Here is a 24,364-nt window from a genome sequence, read left to right as displayed (position 1 = left end):
TTTTTTTGGTTGTTCTTCCGTTTGCGCGGGCGCGCCAGCGGCGGGTGCGGGGCTGTACGTGTGTGGTCAGGTGCGGGCGGAGGGGCGGGACACGCCGCAAGTACGTCCGTGTAGGCTCCGCCACCGCATCCATGCGGTGGAGGGTCCCGCCCCTCCACCCGCACCTGCCCCGGACACGCTATCGGTGCGCAAAGAAGCGCAGGCCCCTTCCGTGAGCGCCAGGAATGGCGCGCCGGGACTTGCAGCGTGTCCCGTGGCCCCCTCTATCCAGGCACGGCCACCGCTGCGCCGAGCGGGCGTCATCGGCCGGTCATGCGTGCGTCATGGGCGCTACATCGCGCGGGCCCAGCATGGCCGCATACCGGAGGCCCGCCATGCGCTATGCCATCGTCACTGAAACGTACCCCCCTGAAGTCAACGGCGTCGCCCTGACCGTGCAGGGGCTGGAACAGGGACTGCGCGCGGCCGGCCACCAGGTGGACCTGGTACGCCCGCGCCAGGCCACCGAAGCCGACAGCGAAGACGGCACCCTGCTGGTCAGCGGAGCCGGCCTGCCGCGTTACCCCGGCCTGCGCTTCGGGCTGCCCGCGCCCAAGCGCCTGGCACGCCACTGGCAGCTGCAACGCCCCGATGCGATCTACATCGCCACCGAAGGCCCCCTGGGCTGGTCGGCACTGCGCACCGCGCGCCGGCTGGGCATTCCGGTCGCCAGCGGTTTCCATACCCGCTTCGACGAATACCTGCCCGACTACGGCGTGGCCTGGCTGCAGGCCGCGGCCCTGCGCTGGATGCGGCGCTTCCACAACCAGGCCGATGCCACGCTGGTGCCCACCCAGGAACTGCAGCAGTTCCTGGGCGAACAGGGCTTCGACCGCGTACGCCTGCTGGCCCGTGCCGTGGACAGCAGTCAGTTTGAACCACCGCGACGCGACCCCGCCCTGCGCGAAGAATGGGGCATCGACGGCAACGGCTTTGCGGCGATCTACGTGGGCCGCATCGCGCCGGAAAAGAACCTCGGGCTGGCGGTGAAAGCGTTCCGCCGCCTGCAGCAGATCCGCCCCAAGGCACGCTTCATCTGGGTGGGCGATGGCCCCTCGCGCGAAAAACTGGCGCATGAAAATCCCGACTTCATCTTCTGCGGCGTGCAGCGGGGCGACGCCCTGGCGCGTCACTTCGCCAGCGGCGACCTGTTCCTGTTCCCCAGCCGCAGCGAGACCTTCGGCAACGTCACCCTGGAAGCGATGGCCAGCGGCGTGGCCACAGTGGCCTTCGACTACGGCGCAGCACGCGAGTACCTGCGCACTGACGAAAATGGCATGGCGGTGAACACCGACAGCGAATTCGTCGATGCCGCGCTGCAGCTGGCCGGTGACGATGTGCTGCGGGCCCGGCTGGGACGCAACGCGGCCACCGCGATGAAACGGCTGCACCCACAGCAGGTGGTGGCCGAATTCGATGCCCTGTTGTCCGAACTGGCCCAGGCCCGGAGGCCGCATGCCGACCACGCCGCTTGAGGCCCTGCGCGGGCACGAAACCCGCTGGTGCCGCCGCGCCAACCATTACTGCCGGCGCCGCCGGGTACGCCGCGCGTTCGCCGTGGTCAGCCGGCTGGGCGATGGCGTGTTCTGGTACGCGCTGATGGCCGCACTGGTGCTGCTGGACGGGTTTGAAGGGCTGCAGGCCTCACTGCACATGGCCGCCACCGGGCTGATGGCGCTGCTGCTGTACAAGGGGCTCAAACGCTGGACCCGGCGCCCGCGCCCGTATGCCGCCGACCTGCGCATCCGCGCCTGGGTGGCGCCGCTGGATGAATTCAGTTTCCCGTCCGGGCACACCCTGCACGCGGTGTCGTTCACCATCGTCGCCCTGGCCTACTACCCGTGGCTGGCACCGCTGCTGGTGCCGTTCACCGCCGCGGTGGGGCTGTCGCGGGTGGTGCTGGGGCTGCACTATCCCAGCGACGTACTGGCCGCCACGGCGATCGCCACCGCGCTGGCCGGTGCCAGCCTGCGCTGGCTGCCGTTGCCGATGTAACCCGATGATGCGGGCCGCCGCAGAGCCGCCCGACCCGTTTTACAATGCGCGCATGACCACGCTGTTCATTTCCGATCTGCACCTGGACCCGAGTCGTCCAGCCATCACCGAGCTGTTCCTGGCGTTCCTGCGCGATGAAGCGATGCAGGCCGACGCGCTGTACATCCTGGGCGACCTGTTCGAAGCCTGGATCGGCGATGACACCCCCTCCGCCGCCGCCGACGCGGTGGCTGACGCGCTGCATGCGGTGGCCGATGCCGGCGTGCCGGTGTACTTCATCCGCGGCAACCGCGACTTCCTGGTCGGCAACGACTACGCGCGCCGCGCCGGCTTCCGCATCCTGCCCGACCCCAGCGTGATCGACCTGTACGGCCGCCCGGTACTGCTGCAGCACGGCGACCTGCTGTGCACCGACGACGTGGCCTACCAGCAGTTCCGCGCGCAGACCCGTGACCCGGTGTTCCAGGCGCAGTTCCTGTCGCAGCCGCTGGCCGCGCGCATCGCCTTCGCGCAGAAGGCGCGCGACGCCAGCCAGGCACGCCAGTCGGAAATGAAGCAGGACGACCGCGCCGGCTTCGAAACCGTCACCGACGTGGCACCGGCCGAAGTGGAGGCCACCTTCGCGCGGCACGGCGTGGACACCATGATCCACGGCCACACCCACCGCCCGGCCATCCATGCGCTGCAGGTCGGCGGTCGCCCGTGCACGCGGATTGTCCTGGGCGACTGGTATGAACAGGGCTCGGTGCTGCGCGTGACCGCGCAGGGCTGGAGCCTGGACACGCTGGCGCGCTGAGCCGATCAAGGATCACGGATGATCGACTCCACACCGGCCCTGCTGCTGGCCGCGCTGCTTTCGCTGGGCGCGCCTGCGGCAGCCAGCGCCGCCCCCGCCGCCGCATCACCGCAGGTGGAACAGATCGCCCCCGACCCGCACGCCGCGCAGGTGGGCAGCGGCCCACACCACTACCAGTTCGTGCTGCGCGATACGGTCAGCGGCGACCCGGCCGCGTTGCGGCCGTTCGCGCTGTCGCACACCGCGTTCGACCTGCCGTTCGTGGCGGCGGAAAAGGATGTCTACCAGGGCATCACCGACGCACAGGGACGCACGCCCGTGTTCGCGTTCGAACAGGCGCCTCCCGCGCAGGGCTGGGTGCTGCTGGAGCGCTTCGGCAGCGGTCCCTATGGCGAACGCATGCAGCTGAAGGCCGGCGATGGCGAGGGCGTCGGCGCGATGGCCTACGAGCTGGTGGTGTGCGGCAAGACCCCGCGCCTGTATCGCGGTGTGACCACGGCCGAGGGCGACACCGCCTATGTGGCCACCAGCGCGATCGTGAATCTGCTGCTCTTCATCGACGCCGACAGCACCTCCGCCGGCGGCGACCTACCGCCCGGCCGGATCGAGCCCGGCGACGGCCAGACCGCCCTGCGGCGCTGCCGCCCGGACGCGACCGATCCTGCCTGACCCCGTCGCCCTGCCCGCGAACGCAGCGTGCGGTCGCGGGCAGGGCGTTGGCCAGACTCAGCGGAACGCGGCTACCGCCGCCTTGGTGTTGACCAGCACGCGCTGGTTGTCGGCACTGCTGGCAATGCCCATCGGCACGCCGTTGTAGTTGATGTTCGGGTTGGACCAGAAGTTCAGGCGCGGGCAACCTGCCGTGCACGCGTAGGCCATGATCGTGCGCCAGCGCGCGCCGGTGGCCGGCTCGTAGCGATAGCCGTGGCCATAGGCGTACGGCGAGGTGCTCGGGTCGGTGGCGATGTCGTGGCGCGCGCTCTGCAGGTGGCCGATTTCATGCGCGAAGGAGTAATAGCCGGTGGCGCAGTCCCAATGCACCGCAGCGAACGCGGTGGCCGCAGTGGAGCCGATGCCCGAGGCCAGGCCGCACGAGCTGGCGTTGTTGATCACCAGCACGGCGACGTCGGCGCGGGTGGTATTGCGGCTGGTATGGATGCTGTCCATCACCCCGTCGCTGGTGCTGCGGAAGCGCGCCAGGTCGGTGGAGAAGCTGCTCGACTCCACGTAGGGCGTGGTCTCGTAACCGGCCAGCTGCAGGGTGATGCCCACGTTGCTGTTGACGTAGCCCTGGTTGGATTCGGCCACCGCCAGCTGCACCAGCGACTGCATGTTGCCGCCGTATGCGGCCACCGCGCCGTTGGTCGCTACGACCAGCACGCGAATGGTGGCCGGCGTGCCCGATGAGGCCGCCGCGATGCCGGCGCGGTCGCTGACCGGCATCGCGATCCGCGGCAGGCTGTTGTAATCGGCCGGGTGGTCGGCCGGCATGCGCGACTCGTCCACTTCCACCAGCACATGGCGCCCATCGCTGAGCGGGCGCAGGCGGTACAGCTGGCCATCCTTGCGGATGGAGCCGGTAACCGTGTCGCCGTTGCGCACCAGGATCACCGAATTGGCCGGGTCGTTGGCGGCGGCCCGCGCGCCCAGCTTGGCGCTGCGCGCCTGCAGTTGGCCGTACCAGACGCTGCCGCCGTCGGGCAGGGCCTCCACGCGCTGCTGCAGCGCCTGCACCGGCGTACCCAGCAGCTCGAACTCCAGCTGGCGCTGGCCGGCATTGACTGCGGCGGCATCGATCCGCACCTCCTGCACCGCCGCCGTGGAGGCGGCCGACAGCACCGCCTGCGCAGCGGCCTGGTTGGCGCTGCCGGCACGGCTGAGCACCGTCACCGGTTCAAACAGCGGGGCAGCGCTGGCCGCGCCAGCCGCGACCAGGCACAACGTGATCACACCTGCGGCCTTGCTCATCGATCTGGACATCGTGTCGTCTCTCTTTGAGTGGAAAACGGGGTGGACATCGTGGTTACGGTGCTGCCCCTGCGAGCGGGCCCGCCCATATGGCTCCACTTGATCGCGTGAATTCAATAGACAAACTCGATCACTTTTCCGAACTGTGACCGCCGACCGGCTGGTTCAGCCACGTCGCGTTCGTGTCGTTTTCGCGCTACTTTGGGCACATCTCTCGGGATCAGATGGCCATGGCAGGACAGCCCCCTCCGGCACCCACGGCGACCCTGTCGCTGCAGATCGGCCTGTTCTTCGACGGCACCCGCAACAACGCCGACAACCTGCTGCACGCCTCACGCCCACCCGGCAGCACCACCCCCACCGCACGGCCACCGGCGCCACTGGTGGCCGATGACGCCTCGCCCTACCAGAGCCGGCTGACCAGCAGCTACAGCAACGGACTGACCAACATCGCGCGGCTGCATGCGTTGTATCCCGACGACCGTGCGCAGCCGGTGCGCGGCCCGGCAGTGTCGCTGGCGATCTACATCGAAGGCGCCGGCACCCGCACCGGCACCGATGACGACCTGATGGGCCTGGCCTTCGGCATCGGGCGCACCGGGGTGCGTGCCAAGTCGCGGCGGGCGCTGGACGAACTGCTGCCCGATGCGCTGCGGGCGCTGGCGCGAACCCATCCGCAGGCGGTGCTGGAGACGCTGCATATCGACCTGTTCGGTTTCTCGCGCGGCGCCGCATCCGCACGCGACGCGCTCACCCGGCTCAACCGCGCCGACGGCCGCGCGTGGCTGCGTGAGCAGCTGCACCGCACCGGCTGGCAGCTGGCCCACGAGGCGGCCGTGCCCGCACGTCCGGCGCGCTTTGTCGGTCTGTTCGACACGGTGGTGGCGATCAACCCGCAGCAGCGCGACGAACTGCCCGATGTCGCGCTTCCGGCCGGGTGCGCCGCCAAGGTGGTGCAGATTGCCGCGCGCGACGAACACCGTTACCACTTCGCGCTGACCTCGGTGGCACCGCAGCACGAAGAGATCGCCCTGCCCGGCGTGCACGCCAACATCGGCGGCGGCTACGACCAGCGCATCGAAGGGCCCAAGCTGTTGACCCGCCCGCTCGGCCAGCGCGTTGCCGGGCACGGCCTGGCCGACACCGAGGTGCCGCCGCTGCACCTGCTGCAGGGCACGCAGGTGTACCGGCAGGCGCGGGCGGCGTGCCAGCGTTGGCAAGCCGAGCTGGGCTTGGGCGATGACGCGGTGTGGGTGGATGTATGGCACCGTTGGCAGGCCCAGCGGGTGGCCGGCAGTGCCAGCGTACTGCCGCAGTGGGTGCTGTATGCCCATGCTGCGGTGGTGTTGAAACGCAACATCGACGGGCGCTACCAGTGGGTGGCCTTGCGGCTGATGCAGCAGCGTGCAGCCGCGGCGGGCGTGCGCTGGCTGGCCGATGCCGACGACGTGGCCGAGCTCACCCTGCCCGACGTGCTGCGGCCGATCGCCGCGCGGCTGGTGTCGGGCCAGGCGCTGGATGCGGCACAGGAACAGCTGCTGCGGCAGCAGTACCTGATGCAGTCGGCGCACTGGAACTTCGATGCGCTCGGCGATACCGCCCTGCTCTACGCCGCCGATGAAGGCACCCGCGAATTGCCGTATCGCCCCGGGCCGGGACTGTTCTACATCAACCGACCCACCGAGGATGGCAAACGCGTGGTGTTGCCCAACGCGTGATGTGCGTGCAGCCACCAGACGTGGTGGGCTAGCCACCCATCGGGTGGCTCTACCTTGGCGCGTGGGCTGCGTGCAGCCACCCATGGGGTGGCTCTACCTGGGCGTGTGGTCTGCATGCGGCCACCCGTGGGGTGGCTCTACCTGGGCTTGTGGTCTGCGTGCGGCCACCCATGGGGTGGCTCTACCTGGGCGTGTGATCTGCGTGCAGCCACCCATGGGGTGGCTCTACCTGGGCGCGTGGTCTGCGTGCGGCCACCCATGGGGTGGCTCTACCTGGGCGTGTGGTCTGCGTGCAGCCACCCGTGGGGTGGCTCTACCTTGGCTTGTGGTCTGCGTGCGGCCACCCATGGGGTGGCTCTACGCGGGCGTGATGCGGTAGAGCCACCCCATGGGTGGCTGCACGCGGTGTGGTGTTATCGCACCGGGCCGCTGGTGCGGCCGGCCTGTTCGATCAGGTTGGCCAGTTCTTCTTCGTCGAACCCGGCCAGCAGGCGCGCCTCCAGGTTGAAGGGGCCATACAGGAAGCCGCCGGCGTACTCGTTCAACAGCGCGATGAAGCGTTCGCGCGGTTCGACGCCGTCGCGCTTGCAGTACCAGTGATACCAGCGCGAGCCGGCGGCCACGTGCGCCACTTCCTCGCGCAGGATGATCTCCAGCACATCGGCGGTGGCGTGGTCGTTGGCCGACCGCAGCTTGTTGATCATGCCCGGCGTGACATCCAGCCCGCGGGCCTCCAGCACGCGCGGTACCAGCGCCATGCGCGACAGCCCATCGTGCGCGGTCTTCTCGCACATTTCCCACAGGCCGTTATGGGCGTCGAAATCCCCGTAGTCGAATCCCAGCGCCTGCAGCCGCCCGTGCAGCAGCATGAAATGGCGTGATTCGTCGTCGGCCACGCTCACCCAGTCGGCATGGAACGCACCGGGCAGGCCACGGAAGCGGTACACCGCGTCCCAGGCCAGGTCGATGGCATTGAGTTCGATATGCGCGATGGCATGGATGAACGCGGCGCGTCCCTCCGCACTGCCCAGCCCGCGCTTGGGCAGGTCGCGCGGGTGCACCAGGTTCGGCCTGGGCGGCCGACCCGGCATGCGGATCGGCGCGGGCGGCGCGGCAGCGGCGCGGGCCTTGAGCTGGCCCGCGCGGAACTGCACCGCGTAGGCCTGGGTCAGCGCGACTTTCTGCAGCGGGTCCGTTGCGGCCAGACACTGCTGCGCGGCGCGCAGCAGGTCACCGGCCGCCTCCAGCGGCAACTGCTCGGCCATCGGCGTAGCCTCAGGCGCGACGCTTGTGCTTGGCATCGTCCGAACGCAACTGCTGGATGCGCTCGAAGTACCCCGGCTCGATGCCGGTCGGGTAGACGCCGTTGAAGCACGACGAATCGAAGGCCTTCAGCTCCGGGTTGCCTTCGCGTACCGCCGCTTCCATGTCTTCGATGTCCTGGTAGATCAACCAGTCGCAGCCCAGGTGCTTCTCGATGTCTTCGATGCTGCGGTTGTGCGCCACCAGTTCTTCGGCGGCCGGCATGTCGATGCCGTAGATGTTGGGGTAACGCACCGGCGGCGCGGCGCTGGCCAGGTACACCTTGCGCGCGCCGGCGTCGCGCGCCATCTGCACGATCTGCTGGCTGGTGGTGCCGCGCACGATCGAGTCGTCCACCAGCAGCACCACGCGGTTGCGGAACTCCAGGTGGATCGGGTTGAGCTTGCGACGCACCGATTTCACGCGCTCGCCCTGCCCCGGCATGATGAAGGTGCGGCCGATGTAGCGGTTCTTGATGAAGCCTTCGCGGTACTTCACCCCGAGCGTGTTGGAGATCTCCAGCGCGGCGTCGCGCGAGGTGTCCGGGATCGGGATGATGGTGTCGATGTCGTGGTCCGGACGCAGGCGCAGGATCTTCTCGCCCAGCTTGATGCCCATGCGCATGCGCGCCTTGTGCACCGACACGTTGTCGATCATCGAATCGGGACGTGCGAAATACACGTACTCGAAGATGCACGGGCTGTGTTCGGCCGGCTCGGCGCAGACCTCGGAGAACAGCTCGCCACGCGCAGTGATCACCAGCGCTTCGCCGGGACGCACGTCGCGCACGCGCTGGAAGCCCAGCACGTCCAGCGCGGCCGATTCGGACGCCACGATGTATTCATCGCCTTCGGCGTGGGCGCGCTTGCCCAGCACCAGCGGGCGGATGCCGTGCGGGTCGCGGAAGGCCACCAAACCCAGGCCCAGCACCACGCTGATCACCGCATAGCCGCCCTTGACCCGGCGGTGCACGCCGGCCACGGCGCGGATGGCCGCCTCCGGGGTGAGCTGGCGCTGCGCGTCCAGTTCGTAGGCGAACACGTTCAGCAGCACTTCGCTGTCCGAGTCGGTGTTGACGTTGCGGCGGTCCTGTTCGAACACCTGCTGGCGCAGGGCTTCGGTATTGATCAGGTTGCCGTTGTGGGCCAGCGCGATGCCGTACGGCGAGTTCACGTAGAACGGCTGCGCCTCGTCCATGCCTTCGGAGCCGGCGGTCGGGTAGCGCACGTGGGCGATGCCGACGCGGCCTTCCAGGGTCGACATCCGCTTGGCGTCGAACACGTCGCGGACCAGCCCGTTGGCCTTCTGCACGCGCAGCCGCGTGCCGTCGGCGGTGGCGATGCCGGCCGCGTCCTGGCCACGATGCTGGAGGACGGTCAGGCCGTCATACAACTGCCCGGCGACGTTCTGGTTGCCGACGATTCCGACGATGCCACACATGGTGCGAATCTCCGCTGGGCTGTGCCCATCTACAGTGAAGGTGGCCGTGCCTGGCCGGGGGACCCGTTCCGTGCGGGAACAGGCTGATCCGGGCGCACGCGCGCCGGATCGTTGTGCTGCGAGGAACCTGGGCTGCCGCTGCGCGCCCCCACGTCGGTGGGGTCTCCCGCCTGCTGCGGGGTTTCATCCAGTGGTCGCGGCCATCCGCGCCCTGCCAGCAATCCGCCAAGCACGCCATTATCGCCTGTCAGGCCCGGCTTGCCCAACTCCGCGCCGGGCAGTTGCGCCGCATTCACCTCCGGCAGCGCCGCCGGCAGGCCGGCCAGGCCCTGCAGTGCGTCCACGCCGGGCAGCTGCGGCAGCTCGGGCATGCCCGGCATGCGCGCCTGCAACCAGGCCACGCCGGGGTCGAGCACGCCCCGCAGCTGGGAGTCGCGCCAGCTGGGCTCATTGACCATCGGGGTGTAGGACGCCGCCAGCAACAGCACGCAGCCGATCACCGCGCCGCGTGCCACGCCGAGTACCCCGCCCAGCAGGCGGTCGGCACCGTTGAGACTGGTGGCCCGCACCAGCTGGCGGATCACCAGGCCGATGGCCCACACCGCCACCATGACCAGCAGGAACACCGACACGTAACCGGCGATCACATGGCCGGTGCCGGGTTCGGCCGAGCCGGCCCACCAGGTGGCCGCGTCCTGCCCGAACACCAGCGCGGCCCAGGCGCCCAGCACCCACGACGCCAGGCTGATGACGATGCTGACAAAGCCGCGCAGCACGCCCAGCAGGGCCGACAGCGCGATCACCACCAGCAGGGCGATATCGATCATGCGCGCCCCCGGCACCGGGGCCGTGTGGGCTCAGGGCGCGCGGACGCGTGCAGCATCAGGGGTGCGGCCGGACCATGCCTGCCACGCCCACCTTGGACGCCACCTGGGCCTTGAGGTTTTCGGCCTCGGCGCGGTTGGCCACCGGACCGACACGGACGCGGTTGAGCGTGCCCTTGTCGGTGCGTACCTGTTCCACGAACGCGCTGAAGCCGGCGGCGCGAACCTTGTCGCGCAGCGCGTTGGCTTCGGCAGCCTGGCCGAACGCACCCAGCTGCACGGCGAAGCCGATGCTGCTGGCGGCCGGCGCCGCCGGGGGTGCCACCGGCTTGGCGGCAGCAGTTGCCGCCGGATCCGGCTTGGCCGGTTCGGGCTTGGCCGGGGCCGGCTTGGGTTCGGGCTTGGGGGCCACCGGCTTCACGGTGGCGACCGGCTCCGGCGGCAGCGCTTCGGTCTTGACCGCGGCGCTGGACGGCGCAGCGGCCGCACTGGACGCACTGGACGCAGTGGCGGTGGCCGGGGCGGCGGCGGCCGGCGACGGGGCCGGTGCAGCGGCCACGGCCGTGTCGGCGCGCGCGTCCAGCGTGACCACTTCGGCCTTGACGTCGTTGCGCACCTTCACCGCCTGCAGGCGGGCGGCTTCGGCCTGGGCACGATCGGCATACGGGCCAACCCGCACGCGCCACGCCTGGCGACCATTGATGGTGGCCGGTTCGGCAAAGCCGGGCAGCTGCGATTTTTTCAGGTAGGCAATCACCGCATCGGCGTCGGCCTGGCTGCCATAGGCACCAAAGCTGACCGCGAAGTTGCCGGCCGCCACCGCAGGCGAGCTGTCGGCCGCAGCCGGGGCGGACGTGGCGTCCACGCCGTCCTGCAGCGGCTGGGTGGTCGATGCCCCCTGCAGGCCGGTTGCCGCACCGGTGGGCGCGACCAGCGGCAGTTCGCGGGTTTCGAACTGGCCGTCCGACGGCGCTGCCGGTGCACTGATGGGTACGCTGGCCACGCCACTGTCAGGCGCAGGGCCTTTGACCAGCATGGGCAGGAAGATCACAGCCAAAGCCACCAGAACGATGGCACCAATCAGTCGCTGTTTCAGAGGAGTATCCACGGAAGGCAGGCAGGGCGGCGCGGCGGAATGCCACGGCGATTATACGGGTGTCGGCGTGAGCGGCGACGGTGGCGGCTGAACGGCCGCAGCGCAATGAACGCGTGCGTCAGTCCGCTGCGTCCAGCCACTGCAGCGCCTGTGCGGCGGTATGGAACGAGCCGAATACCAGCACCCGGTCCCCGGCGGCAGCGGCGGCCAGTGCCGCCTCCAGCGCATCGGCAACGGTGGCGTGCTGACGGGCATCGGCGGCGGCGGTGTCCTGCAGGCGGGCCTGCAGCGCCTGCGCGCTCTGCGCGCGGGCACCGTCCAGGCCGGCCAGGTGCCACGCATCGACCTGCCCGCCCAGCGCGTCGACCACGCCGGCCGCATCCTTGTCCTGCAGGGCGGCAAATACCGCCCGGGTGCGCCCGGCCACCGGTGCGGCCTTCAGTGCGGCCGCCAGTTCGCGCGCGGCCTGCGGGTTGTGGCCCACATCCACCAGCACGTCCACGCCGTTGCGCTGCACGGCCTGCAACCGGCCGCGGATGCGCGCAGAGGCCACGCCCTCGGTGATCGCCGCGCGCGACAGCGGCTTGTCCAGGGTGCGCAGCGCGGCGATCGCCGAGGCGGCATTACGCAGCTGGATCGGGCCGCGCAGGCCCGGGGTGGGCAATTCGATGCTGAACCCCACATCGCGCCAGCGCCAGTGTTGCGCATCGATGACGTCGGCGAAGAAATCGCTGCCGCCGCGGATCGCGTTGGCACCCAGCAGGTAGGCACGGGCCAGCACGCTGGACGGCGGATCGGTTTCGCCCAGGATCACCGGCTTCCAGCCGCGGATGATGCCGGCCTTCTCCACGCCGATCGCTTCGCGATCCTCGCCCAGCCACTCGCTGTGATCGATGTCCACGGTGGTGATCACCGCCACGTCGGCGTCGACGATGTTGACCGCATCCAGGCGCCCGCCCAGGCCCACTTCGAGCACCGCCAGGTCCAGCCCGGCCTGCCCGAACAGGTACAGCGCGGCCAGCGTGCCGTACTCGAAATAGGTCAGCGTGGTGCTGCCGCGTGCATCTTCGATGGCATTGAAAGCGGCCATCAGCGCCTCGTCGGCGACGTCCTGCCCATCGATGCGCACGCGCTCGTTGTAACGCAGCAGGTGCGGCGAGGTGTACGCGCCGACCTTCCAGCCGGCCGCCCGCGCGATCGCCTCGATGAAGGCCACCGTGGAGCCCTTGCCATTGGTGCCGCCCACGACCACGGTGTACGCGCCCGGCTGCGCCAACCCCAATGCCTGCGCCACACTGCGCACGCGCTCCAGGCCCATGTCGATGGTGGCCGGGTGCTGCTGCTCGATATGGCTGAGCCAGGCGGAAAGGGTCTGCGGGCGTGCGGTGGTCATGGGCATTGGATCAGTGGGGCGGACGACGGAATGGGACGCGGGACGGTTACAGCGCGCGGTGCTTGGCTTCGCCGAAGAACGGGGTGTGGTGCGCGCAGTCGTTCAGGCGCACCAGTTCGAGCTGGTCCAGGTCGGGACCTTCGAGCAGGTTCAGCGTGGTCGGGGCCTGGCGGAAGGTCCACAGGCGCGACAGCGGCAGGCCGAGGATGCGGCACAGGATGACCCGGTTCACCGCATCGTGGGCGACCACCAGCAGGGTGTCGTGCTCGCCCAGGCCTTCGGCGGCACGCGCCAGGCCGCGCCAGCTGCGCTCCAGCACCAGGCGCAGCGATTCGCCACCGGGCATCAGCACGGTATCGGGCTCGTCGCGCCAGGCCTGCAGGCGCGACGGGTCTTTTTCATGGATTTCACTGGCCAGCAGGCCTTCCCACTCACCGTGCGCGATCTCCTGCAGCTCCGGTTCGGTCAGCAGCATCGACGCGCGTTCGGCACCCAGCGCCAGCTGCGCGGTGCGCTGTGCACGCGACAGTGGCGATGCCACCGCACGGGTGATGTCCACCGACTTCAGGCGCTCCCCGAGGGCCTGGGCCTGGGCTTCGCCGATCGGCGACAACGGGATATCGATCTGGCCCTGGTAACGGCCTTCGGCATTCCACGGCGTTTCACCGTGGCGGGCAAGCAGGATGCGCATGCGTACTGGGAGTCCTTGGGGGGAGGAATGCTGTCGCAATCGTTCACATGATGTGAATGACCGCGAGCACCGCATGATACCCGGTAGATGCCGACCGTTGGTCGGCACGCGCGATTGGCCTGCACGGGCCGCATGCCGACCCTCGGTCGGCCTCCATCGCCGCCGGGTACGCCCGATCCCCCAACGAAAAACCCCGCGGCTTTCGCCGCGGGGTTGTGAGGGTCACTTCGCCAGGTTCAGCTCTTTCAGCAGCTGCGGCGCCGGCGCCACTTCCTGCATGATCCACTGCATGTAGCGGCTGTCCACCGCGATCATGCGGGTCATCACCGGGTCGAACACCCAGTTGGAGCTCACCGACTCCCAGTTGCCGTCGAACGCCAGGCCCACCAGCTTGCCGTGCGCATCCAGCACCGGCGAACCGGAGTTGCCGCCGGTGATGTCCAGGTTGGACAGGAAGTTCACCGGCACCGAGCCGATCCGCTTGTCTTCCAGGCCGCCGTAGCGCTTGGCCTTGACCGCCTCCAGCAGCGCCTTGGGCGAATCGAACGGATCCACGCCGGTTTCCTTGGCGGCCACGCCTTCCAGAGTGGTGAACGGGGTGTAGTTCACGCCGTCCTTGCCATAGCCCATGACGTTGCCAAAGGTGATGCGCAGCGACAGGTTGGCATCGGGGTAGACGAAGCCGCCCTTGCTCTTCTTGTAGTCGGCCACGGCCTGCAGGTACAGCGGGCGGGCGGTCAGCGATTCGCCTTCGCGGATCTTCTTCTGCTCTTCCTGCTTGAGCAGCGCCGGCATCGCCGCCACGGCGTACTGGATGGCCGGATCGGTGCTCGCCTCGAAGGCGGCGCGGTCGGCCTTGAACCAGCTCAGGCGCTTGTCCAGGCTGCCCAGTTCGGTGCCGCCCAGCTTGGCCACCAGCGCCTTGACTGCAGCGGCGTCACTGCCGGCCAGCCACGTGTTGAGCACCGCGTTGCTGCGCTGATCGGCCGGCAGGGCGACGTACTGGTCCAGCCAGTAGGTCTGCAGCTGCTGGTCCATCTTCGCCACGTAGCGGCGATCCATCTGCTTCAGGCCGCCTTCGATGGTGGTCAGGTCGCGCTCCTGGAAGCCCGCTTCGCGCTCGGCATCGGGCTTGGCGCGCTCGATCGACAGGCGGTACAGCGACAGGGCTGCGCCCACCGCCGAGGTGCTGTTGAACTGGCTCACGAACAAGTCGCGCTCGCGCGTGGCCTTGCTGGTATCCAGGTGCTTGATCAGCTGCGCGTGCGCGGCCAGCGCCGGCTTGCCTGCCGCGCCCTGCTGCTTCAGCCAGGCCAGCACGGCCGCTTCTTCGGCCTTTTTCTGGCCGGCCGCGTCGATGCGCTTGAAACCTTCCAGCTGGCCCACGTAGTTCTTGGCCACGTTGTTCATGCTGGCCGCAGTGGCGGCGTACTTCACCTTGATATCGGCGTCGGCCTTGCCGGCCTCGTCGATCATCTTCAGCACCGCCGCGTAGTGCTGGGCGATGGTCGGGTAGGTCCAGCCTGCGGTTTCGTTGAACTCACCGGCCAGCGCATAGCGGTTGGTGCGGCCCGGGTAGCCGGCCACCATCACGAAGTCGTCGGCGCCCAGCGGCTGGTCGGCGAATTTCAGGAAGTGCTTCGGCTGGTACGGCACGTTGTCGGCCGCGAAGGCCGCCGGCTTGCCGTCCTTGCCCACGTAGGCCCGGTAGAACGAGAAATCGCCGGTGTGGCGCGGCCACATCCAGTTGTCGACGTCGCCACCGAACTTGCCCACGCTGCCCGGGGGCGCATAGACCAGGCGAACGTCTTTGATTTCCATGTTGCGGAACAGCCGGTAGGTGTTGCCACCGGAGAAGCTGAAGAGACGGCAGCGGAAACCGGCATCGGCTTCACAGGCGGCGGTCTGGGCCTTGTCGAAGGCGTCCAGCGCGCGGGTACGGGCCAGCGGGTCCTTGCCGGCGGCGGCGATCGCGGCCTTGGCCTGCGCGGTCACATCGGTGATCTGGTCGAGCACGAACACGCGCGCGTTCGGGCCGGCGCTCAGCTCGTCCTTCAGGGTCGGCGCGTTGAAGCCGTCCTTGATCAGGTTCTTCTCGGCGGTCGAGTTCAGCTGGATCGCGCCATACGCGCAATGGTGGTTGGTCACCACCAGACCCTGCGGGGACACGAAGCTGGCCGTGCAGCCGCCCAACGCCACCACCGCGCCCATCGGGTCGCCGGTGAGGTTGGAGATCTGCTCGGCGGACAGCTTCAGACCGGCCTGCTTGAGCGGCCCGGCAATCTCCGGCAGCTGCTGCGGCACCCACATGCCTTCAGCGGCATGGGCGACCTGGACCAGCCCAAGGCTGGCGACGACGGAGAAAGCGAGCAGGTTCGAGCGCATTGAGCAGCCCCTGGTGAAAGAACCGCCGAGTGTAGCCCAGCCCCCTGCCCCGGCCCGATGCCCGGAAGTCATGGAGCGCGCCAACCGGCAATGGCCAGCCGACGAAAGTCAGCCGGGCAGAGCCCGGCTCTACGCCCTCCGCGGGCACGGACAGCCGGCTGGAGGTGGCGGGCAGGCCGGTGCAGGACCGTTGGGCCGCATGGATGCGGACCACGAGCCCCCAAGGACGGGTTTACGGCGTGTCCTGCACCGGCCTGCCCGCCACCTCGCTCGCAGAAGCAGGCGCTGCCGCCCGGCCAAACCACCCGCAATGCAACATGGGAAAACCGCCCGCGGCCCTATAATCCGCGTTTTCCCCCAGACGAGTTCCACCCCGATGGCGCAGCAAACAATGAAGGCCCTGGTCAAGCGTGAAGCCGCCAAGGGCATCTGGCTGGAAGAGGTTCCGGTCCCCACCCCGGGCCCGAACGAGGTCCTGATCAAGCTCGAAAAGACCGCCATCTGCGGTACCGACCTGCACATCTACCTGTGGGACGAATGGAGCCAGCGCACCATCAAGCCCGGCCTGACCATCGGCCACGAATTCGTCGGCCGCATCGCCGAGATCGGCCCCGGCGTCACCGGCTATGAGCTCGGCCAGCGCGTCTCGGCCGAAGGCCACATCGTCTGCGGCCACTGCCGCAACTGCCGTGGCGGCCGCCCGCACCTGTGCCCCAACACCGTCGGCATCGGCGTCAACGTCAACGGTGCCTTCGCCGAATACATGGTGATGCCGGCCAGCAACCTGTGGCCCATCCCCGACCAGATCCCGTCCGAGCTGGCCGCCTTCTTCGACCCGTACGGCAACGCCGCGCACTGCGCGCTGGAGTTCAACGTCATCGGCGAAGACGTACTCATCACCGGCGCCGGCCCCATCGGCATCATCGCCGCGGGCATCTGCAAGCACATCGGCGCGCGCAACGTGGTGGTCACCGACGTCAACGACTTCCGCCTCAAGCTGGCCGCGGACATGGGCGCCACCCGCGTGGTCAACGTGTCCAACACCTCGCTCAAGGACGTCATGAAGGACCTGCACATGGAGGGCTTCGACGTCGGCCTGGAAATGAGCGGCAACCCGCGCGCCTTCAACGACATGCTCGACTGCATGTACCACGGCGGCAAGATCGCCATGCTCGGCATCATGCCCAAGGGCGCCGGCTGCGACTGGGACAAGATCATCTTCAAGGGCCTGACCGTGCAGGGCATCTACGGCCGCAAGATGTACGAGACCTGGTACAAGATGACCCAGCTGGTGCTGTCCGGCTTCCCGCTCGGCAAGGTGCTCACCCACCAGCTGCCGATCGACGACTTCCAGAAGGGCTTCGACCTGATGGAACAGGGCAAGGCCGGCAAGGTCGTGCTGAGCTGGAACTGAGGCAGCGCGGTACCGACCGGCAAACGAAAAAGGCGCCTTTCGGCGCCTTTTTCATGCCCATCGCACCGTCAGGTCATTTCCCGACCGAGGCGGTGAACACCACGCGGTTGTCGGCCAGCTTGCCCGAGTTGTCGCGACCGTTGCCATCGGTGCCGTAGTACCCCAGGCCCAGGGTGACCATGCCGAAGCTGCGGTTCACGCCGACGTTCCAGTCGGTGTAGTCCTTGGCGATACCGTCCTCGAAGGTGCTGCGGCCCACGTTGGCGGTCAGGTTGAATTCCTGCGGCAGCGCCCACTCGCCACCCACCGCGTAGTACCAGCCGTCGGTGTCGGTGTTCCAGACATCGTTGGTGTAGGCCACGGTGAGGTTGTAGTGCTCGGCGAAGGTGGTCTTGGTGATCAGCTCGGTGTACGCCAGATCGCTCGCACCCGGGTAGCTGTAGTGATTGAGCATCACGTCGAAGTTGACGTTCGGGCTGACATCCACCCCGTAGCCGATGAAGTAGTCGACTTCGACATCCGGGCTGCCGTCGCCGAAGTCCACCCCCGACCCCCACACGCCGGCGTACAGGCCAACCGGGGAGGTGTAGGTGAAGCCGGCCTGGCCGGTCGGGTTCTCATCGGTCTGCGATACCCCGCGGAACACGTAATCGGACACACCGGTGATGTTCCAGCTGAACGGCGATTCGGCCTCGTCCTGGGCACTGGCGGCAAACGGGGCAAGCAGGGCGGCGCAGAGCACAGCGGCGGCGGTACAGCGCGTGGCGTGGTTCATGCGGGGTCTCTCCGGGACGTGGGGTGGGCGGTACAGCGGGGGTTTACGGTTTTTTAACCTGATTGATATTGCGATGCAACAATCACGTGTGCAACCGTTCTGCCCGGCACCGGCCTGCCGAGACCCCGTCGGCGCCCCCGGGCCCGGCGCCGACAGGTAAAATCCCGGTTTTCCCGTGCCGAAGACTGCCTGCCATGAGCGACGCCACCTCCGCCCCGCTGACCCAGCACTACGTTGAAGAACTGGAGGCGATCCGCGCCCAGGGCCTGTTCAAGTCCGAACGCATCATCACCAGCCCGCAGTCGGCCGAGATCACCCTGGACGACGGCCGCACGGTGCTGAACTTCTGCGCCAACAACTACCTGGGCCTGGCCGACCACCCCGACCTGATCCAGGCTGCCAAGGACGCGCTGGACAGCCACGGCTTCGGCATGGCCTCGGTGCGCTTCATCTGTGGCACCCAGGACCTGCACAAGCAGCTGGAAAAGCAGATCGCCACCTTCTTCGGCAAGCAGGACACCATCCTGTACGCGGCCTGCTTCGATGCCAACGGCGGCCTGTTCGAGCCGCTGCTGGGCGAAAACGACGCCATCATCTCCGACGCGCTCAACCACGCCTCGATCATCGACGGCGTGCGCCTGTGCAAGGCCAAGCGCTTCCGCTACGCCAACTGCGACATGGCCGACCTGGAAGCCCAGCTGCAGGCCGCCGATGCCGCCGGCTGCAAGACCAAGCTGATCACCACCGACGGCGTGTTCTCGATGGACGGCTTCATCGCCCCGCTGGACGAGATCACCGCGCTGGCCAAGAAGTACAACGCGCTGGTGCACATCGACGAATGCCATGCCACCGGCTTCCTCGGCGCCACCGGCCGCGGCTCGGCCGAGGTCAAGGGCGTGCTGGAGAAGATCGACATCATCACCGGCACCCTGGGCAAGGCCATGGGCGGCGCGCTGGGCGGCTTCACCTGCGCCAGCGCCGAAGTGATCGAACTGCTGCGCCAGCGCTCGCGGCCGTACCTGTTCTCCAACTCGCTGCCGCCGCACGTGGTCGCTGCCGGCATCAAGGCGTTCGAGATGCTGGCCGCCGCCGACGACTTGCGCAGCACCCTGGCCGAGAACACCGCCTACTTCCGCGAGAAGATGACCGCCGCCGGTTTCGACGTGAAGCCGGGCGTGCACCCGATCAGCCCGGTCATGCTGTACGACGCGCCGCTCGCGCAGAAGTTAGCCGAGCGCCTGCTGGAAGAAGGCATCTACGCGATCGGCTTCTTCTTCCCGGTGGTGCCCAAGGGCCAGGCACGCATCCGCACCCAGATCAGCGCGGCGCACACCCGTGCCCACCTGGACCGCGCCATCGATGCGTTCACCCGCATCGGTGTGGAACTGGGCGTGATCAAGGGCTGAGTGCCGCACGGCGCTACCGCCGCACCCGCGCATTACGGGGGGTAGAGCCGACCGTTGGTCGGCTGCCCTCCATCGCAGGTCATCAACCTTGAATGTGGGTCATCCACATCCGACACAGGGGCACGCCTTGCGTGCCCCTGCCGACCAACGGTCGGCTCTACCGTCGGTGCGACGCGCGCGGCGGGGTTACTTCTTCTTTTTCTTCTTGTCCTTGGCCTGTTCCTTGCTGGCCACCACCACCGGTGCGGCCACCGGGCGGTCCTGGCCGTTGCCCTTGGCCACGCGGATGCCGTTGGCCTTCATCCAGGCATCGAACTCGTCGGCAGACATCTTCTTGTCGCCGTTGCTCATCATGAAACGGTAGCTGCCGCGGCCGTCGAGTTCAGGGGTCGTGACTTCCACCACCTTGTCAGCCACCGGGGCGTCCGCCTTGGCGGCATGCTTGTGTCCGCCGCAGGCAGCCAGCAGTGCGGCCGACGCCAGCAGGCAGGCGCCGCGGAACAGGGAAAGGTTGGGGCGTTGGGCGTGCATGGGGGAATCTCCCGGGAGTGAATGGAACGTCGGGTACAAGGCCATCCATTGCCCGGTTCGGTTGGCCTGCCACGCACGGGCAGGCCAGGAAGTCACGGCGGCGCCACGGCACCGTCGGCCGCGGCATACAGCAGGTCCAGGTCGTGCGCGCTCAGTTCGCGCCAGGTGCCCTTGCCCAGCGCACCCATCGGCAGTTGCCCGATGGCCACGCGCACCAGGCGCAGCACGTTGATGTCGAACGCAGCCAGCAGGCGGCGGATATGCCGGTTGCGGCCTTCTTCCAGCACCACTTCCAGCCAGGCGGTCTTGTCGCCACTGCGCAGCAGGGTGGCGCGGCGCGCGCGCAGGTGCTCGCCTTCGTCCTCCACCCCGGTGCACAGCGCCTGCAGCTGCGCCGCATCGGGAATGGCGTCGATCTGGACGTGGTAGGTCTTGTCCGGGCCGGTGCTGGGGTCGGTCAGGCGCGCGGCCCATTGCGGGTCGTTGCTGAACAACAGCAGGCCTTCGCTGGCCTTGTCCAGGCGCCCGACCGGGGCGATCCACGGCAGGCCGGCACCATCGAAACAGCGGTAGACAGTGTCACGGCCCTGCGCGTCCTGCGCGGTGGTGACCAGGCCGCGCGGCTTGTTGAGCATCAGGTGGATGCGGCGTGGCGCATCCAGCGGCTGGCCATCGACGCGCACGTGGTGGCGACCGTCGATGATGGGAAATTCGGGGTTGTTGATGACGCGGCCATCAACGGTGACGCGGCCTGCCTGGATCCAGCGCGCCGCTTCGGTGCGCGAACACAGCCCGGCCTTGGAGAGCACGCGCGCCAAGCCATGGCGCGGTGCATCGTCGCTGCGCGGACGTGTTACCGGTGACGCACGCCGCTCGGGGCGGCGTGGTCGAGAGGCAGGCGCGGCAGGGGGCCGGCGTGTGCTCATCGTGCTCCGCGCAGGGCGGCTTACTTCTTCTCGCCCGGCTTGGTGTCAGCCGGTGCTTCGGCCGCGGCCGGGGCTGCAGCGGGAACCGGACGCGCCTTGACGACGCGCACGCCACGGGCCTTCATCCAGGCATCAAACTCTTCGGCGGTCATGCGCTTGCCGTTCTGGCTCATGTCGAAGCGCCACGGCGTGTTGTCGAACTCGGTAGCCGGCTTGTAGGCGGCCGGGTCGTTGGCCTTGATGGCCGGTGCGCCGGGCATGGCCTTGGCGATGTTCTGGCAACCATCGATGCGCAGGCGCTGCAGGACGCGATCCAGCGACTGCTGCTGGTCGAAATTGGAGGTAAGCACGCCAGCAGGCATGCCCAGCTGCACATTACGGATGTAAAGCTCTTCAGCGACCGGGGCAATCGCGGTGGCCGGCAGCGGCAGCGGCGAGGCGCTGATGGCATGCGCCGAGCAATCCACAGCTGCGTAGGCGGTGGGAACCAAGGCCAGGCCGAGCACGGCGGCCAGTGCGATACGCAGCATGGGATGCATCCAGGGAAAAGGGGCGACGCGGCGAGTTTAACAGCGCCACAACGGCTTTCAAGATCCCACATTCAATGAATACGGCAACTTGTTGGATTTATTGTTGATTTCTTGATCAAGGCTTTTGAAAAGCCGGCGTCGTGCGGTCATCCGCGAGCGTGAGGGCCCCGTAGCGGCCGGTAGGCCCCTGGCGCAAATGTCCCCCGGCCGCGCGGCGGCCTCCTCCTTTACTTTGCCCAGGGGCCTGCCGGCCGCTACGGGGCTCTGCTTCCTGCAAGCAGGGGGCGCCAGGCTTTTCTCGTGCTGTCGGTGGGTCGGGCGCTGGGTCCCCATGCCCTTGGAGGCGAAGTAAAGGGGGAGGCGGCGGCCGCAGGCCGACGCCGGGGGACATTCGCCGGAAAGGGCATGGGGACCCAGCGCCCGACCCACCGACCGCCGCGCCAGGAACGGGTCAAAACAACGGCACGTGCTCTTTTGCCACCCGGGCGGAAAAAGAACAAAAAAAAAGGGCCCGGCAATGCCGGGCCCTCTTCTGAAACTGTACTACCAGAAGAATTAGTTCTGGACGTTCAGCTCGGTACGACGGTTCTTTGCACGACCTTCCGGGTTGTCCGAGCCATCCGGGTTGGTGTTCGGCGCAATCGGACGGCTCTCGCCGTAGCCGATCGGGCCCACCAGACGCGAAGCGGACACGCCGTTCTTGGTCAGGTAGTCATACACGGTGGTGGCGCGACGCTCCGACAGCTTCTGGTTGTAAGCGTCGGTACCCTTCGAGTCGGTGTGACCAGCAACTTCAACGCGCAGATCCGGGTAACGCTTCAGGATCTCGGTGGCTTCGCTCAGGATCGCCACGGCGTCCGGACGCAGGGTCGCCTTGTCGAAGTCGAAGTTCACACCCTTCAGATCGATCGACACCGGGACCGGGCAACCGTCCGGACCGATGGTCTGACCCGGCTGCGAATCCGGGCACTTGTCGTCGCAGTTGTTGACGCCGTCACCGTCGTCATCCAGATCGGCGCAGCTCGGAGCCACCGGAGCCGGGGCAACCACAGCAGCGGTCGGGGCCGGGCCCAGCGGGATCACGACGCCGACCGAAGCCAGCACGTCGCCGAACCAGCTCTCGTCCGGAGCGGAGATGCTCTGATCGTCGAAGTCAGCGCGGTAGGCCACTTCGGCGCGAACAGCAACGCGCTTTTCGAAGGTGGTCTGCAGGCCGACGCCGAGCTTGGCGGCGAAGTTGCCGTCCTTGCGCTCACGCGGACCATTCAGGCTGTTGGCAGCGTACTCTTCTTCCGACTTCTGGTAGCCCAGACCCATCAGCAGGTACGGGTTCCAGCCACGGCCTTCAGCGATGAAGTGGCGACGCATGTCCAGCGACACGCCGTACTGGCTCCAGTTCAGATCCTGGTTGGCGTCGAAGTTCGGGTTCTGGTAGTTCAGCTCGCCGTCCAGCGACCAGTTGGGGCTGATGAACTTACCGAGGCCCAGGGTCACGAACGGAGCGTCGTTGGTCAGACGGTCGTTATCCTGGAAGTTGAAGCCGGCCGAACCGGTCAGGTACCAGCGGTCGTCAAAATCCTGCGCCGATGCAGCCTGGGCGAAAGCCAGACCGCCCAGCAGCGCGGCAGTGAGGATCTTCTTGTTCATTGAGTACAGCTCCTATTTCGGGGGTATGAAACCGGTAGAGGCATGGGCCAGCACCTGCGTCGTTTTCAGACTGCCGATTCAGCACGCCACCGCCGCGAACATTATGCTCAGGAGGGTGAAGGTGATGTTAACAGTCACGTAACATGTGAAGACGACCGCCAGACCTCTACCGGCCCAGCTGGTGGCACCCTATACAGGTTGATGAAATTGCGCAAGACCCAGCAATGGCAAGGGATCCGACCCAATTTTGCTACCTCTGGACTGCGCCCTCGCAGTATTCCGTGAAAAATCCGCACCCGCCTTGATTCAGCGCAAGAACAGCTTTGTTGGCGGACGTATGATGGGGAACGTCCTGCACCGGAGCTGCCATGAAAGCCGTGGGTTTGCGCCAGTACCTGCCGATTGACGACCCCGCCGCACTGCTTGATCTCACGCTGCCCGCCCCTGCCCCACCTACGGGTTCGGACCTGCTGGTGCGAATACAGGCCGTTTCCGTCAACCCGGTCGATACCAAGCAGCGCGCGCCGCGCCCGGAACGCGAAGATCCCCCGCGCATTCTTGGCTACGACGCGGCCGGAACCGTCGAAGCCGTCGGACCCGATGTAGTGGCCTTCGCTCCCGGCGACGAGGTGTATTACGCCGGCGATGTGACACGCCCCGGCAGCAACGGGCAATGGCACCTGGTGGACGAGCGACTGGTCGGGCGCAAACCCACCACGCTCGATTTTGCCGAGGCTGCGGCACTGCCGCTGACCACGTTGACCGCCTGGGAACTGCTGTTCCAGCGCATGCCATTGGAGTTTGATGACCGTCGCCATGCCGGCCAGGTGCTGCTGGTTATCGGCGGTGCCGGCGGCGTGGGCTCCATCGCCATCCAGCTCGCCCGGCATGCCGGCTTCACCGTCGTCGCCACGGCCTCGCGCCCAGCGTCGGTGCAATGGTGCCTGCAGATGGGCGCCCATCATGTGGTCGACCATCATCAGCCGTTGCCACCGCAATTGCTGGCACTGGGCATCGCGCAGGTGCAGGTGGCGCTCAACCTGGCCGACACCGACCGCTATTGGGACGTGCTGGGCGAACTGCTGGCCCCACAGGGGCATGTCGGCCTGATTGTCGAACCGCGCGATGCATTGCGCATCGGCGATCCCTACAAAGCCAAGTGCATCGGCATCCATTGGGAATTCATGTTTGCACGCGCGAAGTTCCGCACCGCCGACATGATCGAACAGCACCGCATCCTGAACCGCGTTGCAAGCCTGATCGATGCCGGCGAACTGCGCAGCACGCGCAGCGCGCACCTGGGCCTGATCAACGCCGCCAACCTGCGCGAGGCCCACCGGCAACTGGAAAGCGGTGGCACGGTCGGCAAGCTGGTGTTGGCCGGGTGGTAGACGCCCGCGCGGTGGCACAGGTGTCGGCGCATATTGGCGTGCATCTGTATCTGTCCGGCGTGGCGGGCGCGACCTACAGTCGAGGGCCCTTCCGGTG

21 protein-coding genes are annotated in these 24,364 nt (G+C 67.9%); 8 read left to right on the top strand and 13 right to left on the bottom strand.

All coding sequences use genetic code 11. The annotated features are described in order from the left end of the window. Positions 1 to 374: 374 nt before the first annotated feature. Genes ABIA71_RS16515 through ABIA71_RS16500 form a run of 4 tightly spaced genes read left to right on the top strand, consistent with a single transcriptional unit; the run spans position 375 to position 3,499 of the window. Positions 375 to 1,514, top strand: coding sequence for a glycosyltransferase family 4 protein (locus ABIA71_RS16515; protein WP_354286621.1), 1,140 nt, complete (start codon positions 375 to 377; stop codon positions 1,512 to 1,514). Further along, positions 1,495 to 2,034, top strand: coding sequence for a phosphatase PAP2 family protein (locus ABIA71_RS16510; RefSeq protein ID WP_128096641.1), 540 nt, complete (start codon positions 1,495 to 1,497; stop codon positions 2,032 to 2,034). Before ABIA71_RS16515 ends, ABIA71_RS16510 begins: the two co-directional genes overlap by 20 nt. A 52-nt stretch (positions 2,035 to 2,086) precedes the next feature. Next, positions 2,087 to 2,830: a UDP-2,3-diacylglucosamine diphosphatase gene (lpxH, locus tag ABIA71_RS16505; protein ID WP_128096640.1), complete on the top strand. Its 744-nt coding sequence runs from the start codon at positions 2,087 to 2,089 to the stop codon at positions 2,828 to 2,830. A gap of 18 nt (positions 2,831 to 2,848) precedes the next feature. Then, positions 2,849 to 3,499, top strand: a complete 651-nt coding sequence (locus ABIA71_RS16500) for a hypothetical protein (RefSeq protein ID WP_354286618.1) — start codon at positions 2,849 to 2,851, stop codon at positions 3,497 to 3,499. 57 nt (positions 3,500 to 3,556) lie between these two features. On the opposite strand, the gene ABIA71_RS16495 is transcribed toward ABIA71_RS16500, so the two are convergent. Continuing rightward, a complete protein-coding gene (locus ABIA71_RS16495; RefSeq protein ID WP_354286616.1) occupies positions 3,557 to 4,810 on the bottom strand; it encodes a M12 family metallo-peptidase in 1,254 nt (417 codons plus the stop codon). A 218-nt stretch (positions 4,811 to 5,028) separates the two neighbouring features. Here ABIA71_RS16495 and ABIA71_RS16490 point away from each other — a divergent pair, with 218 nt between their 5' ends. Continuing rightward, positions 5,029 to 6,516, top strand: a complete 1,488-nt coding sequence (locus tag ABIA71_RS16490; protein ID WP_354286614.1) for a T6SS phospholipase effector Tle1-like catalytic domain-containing protein — start codon at positions 5,029 to 5,031, stop codon at positions 6,514 to 6,516. Between the two features lie 413 nt (positions 6,517 to 6,929). Here ABIA71_RS16490 and ABIA71_RS16485 read toward each other — a convergent pair whose 3' ends face one another. The 7 genes from ABIA71_RS16485 to ABIA71_RS16455 all read right to left on the bottom strand — a co-directional run bounded on the left by ABIA71_RS16485 (position 6,930) and on the right by ABIA71_RS16455 (position 15,647). Then, the gene (locus ABIA71_RS16485; protein ID WP_354286612.1) at positions 6,930 to 7,781 is read right to left on the bottom strand and encodes a ferritin-like domain-containing protein; all 852 of its coding nucleotides are present in this window, start codon (positions 7,779 to 7,781) and stop codon (positions 6,930 to 6,932) included. Positions 7,782 to 7,791: 10 nt separating this feature from the next. Further along, positions 7,792 to 9,258, bottom strand: coding sequence for an amidophosphoribosyltransferase (gene purF / locus ABIA71_RS16480; protein ID WP_038690198.1), 1,467 nt, complete (start codon positions 9,256 to 9,258; stop codon positions 7,792 to 7,794). A 29-nt stretch (positions 9,259 to 9,287) separates the two neighbouring features. Continuing rightward, positions 9,288 to 10,085, bottom strand: a complete 798-nt coding sequence (locus ABIA71_RS16475) for a CvpA family protein (protein WP_354286610.1) — start codon at positions 10,083 to 10,085, stop codon at positions 9,288 to 9,290. A 55-nt stretch (positions 10,086 to 10,140) separates the two neighbouring features. After that, positions 10,141 to 11,190, bottom strand: coding sequence for an SPOR domain-containing protein (locus ABIA71_RS16470; protein ID WP_354286608.1), 1,050 nt, complete (start codon positions 11,188 to 11,190; stop codon positions 10,141 to 10,143). Between the two features lie 106 nt (positions 11,191 to 11,296). Continuing rightward, positions 11,297 to 12,571, bottom strand: coding sequence for a bifunctional tetrahydrofolate synthase/dihydrofolate synthase (folC, locus tag ABIA71_RS16465; protein WP_354286606.1), 1,275 nt, complete (start codon positions 12,569 to 12,571; stop codon positions 11,297 to 11,299). A 46-nt stretch (positions 12,572 to 12,617) separates the two neighbouring features. Further along, a complete protein-coding gene (locus ABIA71_RS16460) occupies positions 12,618 to 13,262 on the bottom strand; it encodes a histidine phosphatase family protein (RefSeq protein WP_354286604.1) in 645 nt (214 codons plus the stop codon). A 222-nt stretch (positions 13,263 to 13,484) separates the two neighbouring features. Continuing rightward, the gene (locus ABIA71_RS16455; protein ID WP_354286602.1) at positions 13,485 to 15,647 is read right to left on the bottom strand and encodes a S46 family peptidase; all 2,163 of its coding nucleotides are present in this window, start codon (positions 15,645 to 15,647) and stop codon (positions 13,485 to 13,487) included. Between the two features lie 391 nt (positions 15,648 to 16,038). Between ABIA71_RS16455 and tdh the strand changes: the two genes are divergently transcribed. Beyond that, complete coding sequence (tdh, locus tag ABIA71_RS16450; RefSeq protein WP_128097864.1) at positions 16,039 to 17,061, top strand: L-threonine 3-dehydrogenase; 1,023 nt, start codon at positions 16,039 to 16,041, stop codon at positions 17,059 to 17,061. 73 nt (positions 17,062 to 17,134) lie between these two features. Here the strand turns inward: tdh and ABIA71_RS16445 are convergent, their stop codons facing one another. Further along, positions 17,135 to 17,836 carry a TorF family putative porin gene (locus tag ABIA71_RS16445; protein WP_354286600.1) on the bottom strand — a complete coding sequence of 234 codons (702 nt, stop codon included), beginning with the start codon at positions 17,834 to 17,836 and terminating at the stop codon, positions 17,135 to 17,137. Between the two features lie 194 nt (positions 17,837 to 18,030). Between ABIA71_RS16445 and kbl the strand changes: the two genes are divergently transcribed. Beyond that, positions 18,031 to 19,242: a glycine C-acetyltransferase gene (kbl, locus tag ABIA71_RS16440; RefSeq protein WP_354286598.1), complete on the top strand. Its 1,212-nt coding sequence runs from the start codon at positions 18,031 to 18,033 to the stop codon at positions 19,240 to 19,242. A 186-nt stretch (positions 19,243 to 19,428) separates the two neighbouring features. On the opposite strand, the gene ABIA71_RS16435 is transcribed toward kbl, so the two are convergent. From ABIA71_RS16435 to ABIA71_RS16420, 4 genes are all read right to left on the bottom strand, one after another. Next, positions 19,429 to 19,773, bottom strand: a complete 345-nt coding sequence (locus ABIA71_RS16435) for a hypothetical protein (RefSeq protein ID WP_354286597.1) — start codon at positions 19,771 to 19,773, stop codon at positions 19,429 to 19,431. A gap of 92 nt (positions 19,774 to 19,865) precedes the next feature. After that, the gene (locus ABIA71_RS16430) at positions 19,866 to 20,699 is read right to left on the bottom strand and encodes a pseudouridine synthase (protein WP_354286595.1); all 834 of its coding nucleotides are present in this window, start codon (positions 20,697 to 20,699) and stop codon (positions 19,866 to 19,868) included. Between the two features lie 20 nt (positions 20,700 to 20,719). Then, on the bottom strand, positions 20,720 to 21,229 hold the full coding sequence (locus tag ABIA71_RS16425; RefSeq protein WP_137190941.1) for a hypothetical protein: 510 nt from the start codon (positions 21,227 to 21,229) through the stop codon (positions 20,720 to 20,722). A gap of 555 nt (positions 21,230 to 21,784) precedes the next feature. Continuing rightward, entirely contained in the window at positions 21,785 to 22,876 is a 1,092-nt protein-coding gene (locus ABIA71_RS16420) for an OmpA family protein (protein ID WP_038690221.1), read from the bottom strand. 368 nt (positions 22,877 to 23,244) lie between these two features. Here ABIA71_RS16420 and ABIA71_RS16415 point away from each other — a divergent pair, with 368 nt between their 5' ends. After that, positions 23,245 to 24,267 carry a zinc-binding alcohol dehydrogenase family protein gene (locus ABIA71_RS16415; protein ID WP_354286592.1) on the top strand — a complete coding sequence of 341 codons (1,023 nt, stop codon included), beginning with the start codon at positions 23,245 to 23,247 and terminating at the stop codon, positions 24,265 to 24,267. Positions 24,268 to 24,364 lie beyond the last annotated feature (97 nt).

This window comes from Stenotrophomonas sp. 2619, from assembly GCF_040548725.1.
GTDB lineage: Bacteria > Pseudomonadota > Gammaproteobacteria > Xanthomonadales > Xanthomonadaceae > Stenotrophomonas > Stenotrophomonas maltophilia_AP.
The sequence above is the reverse complement of the archived record's forward strand: the minus strand, read 5'-3'. Positions and strand labels throughout refer to the sequence as shown.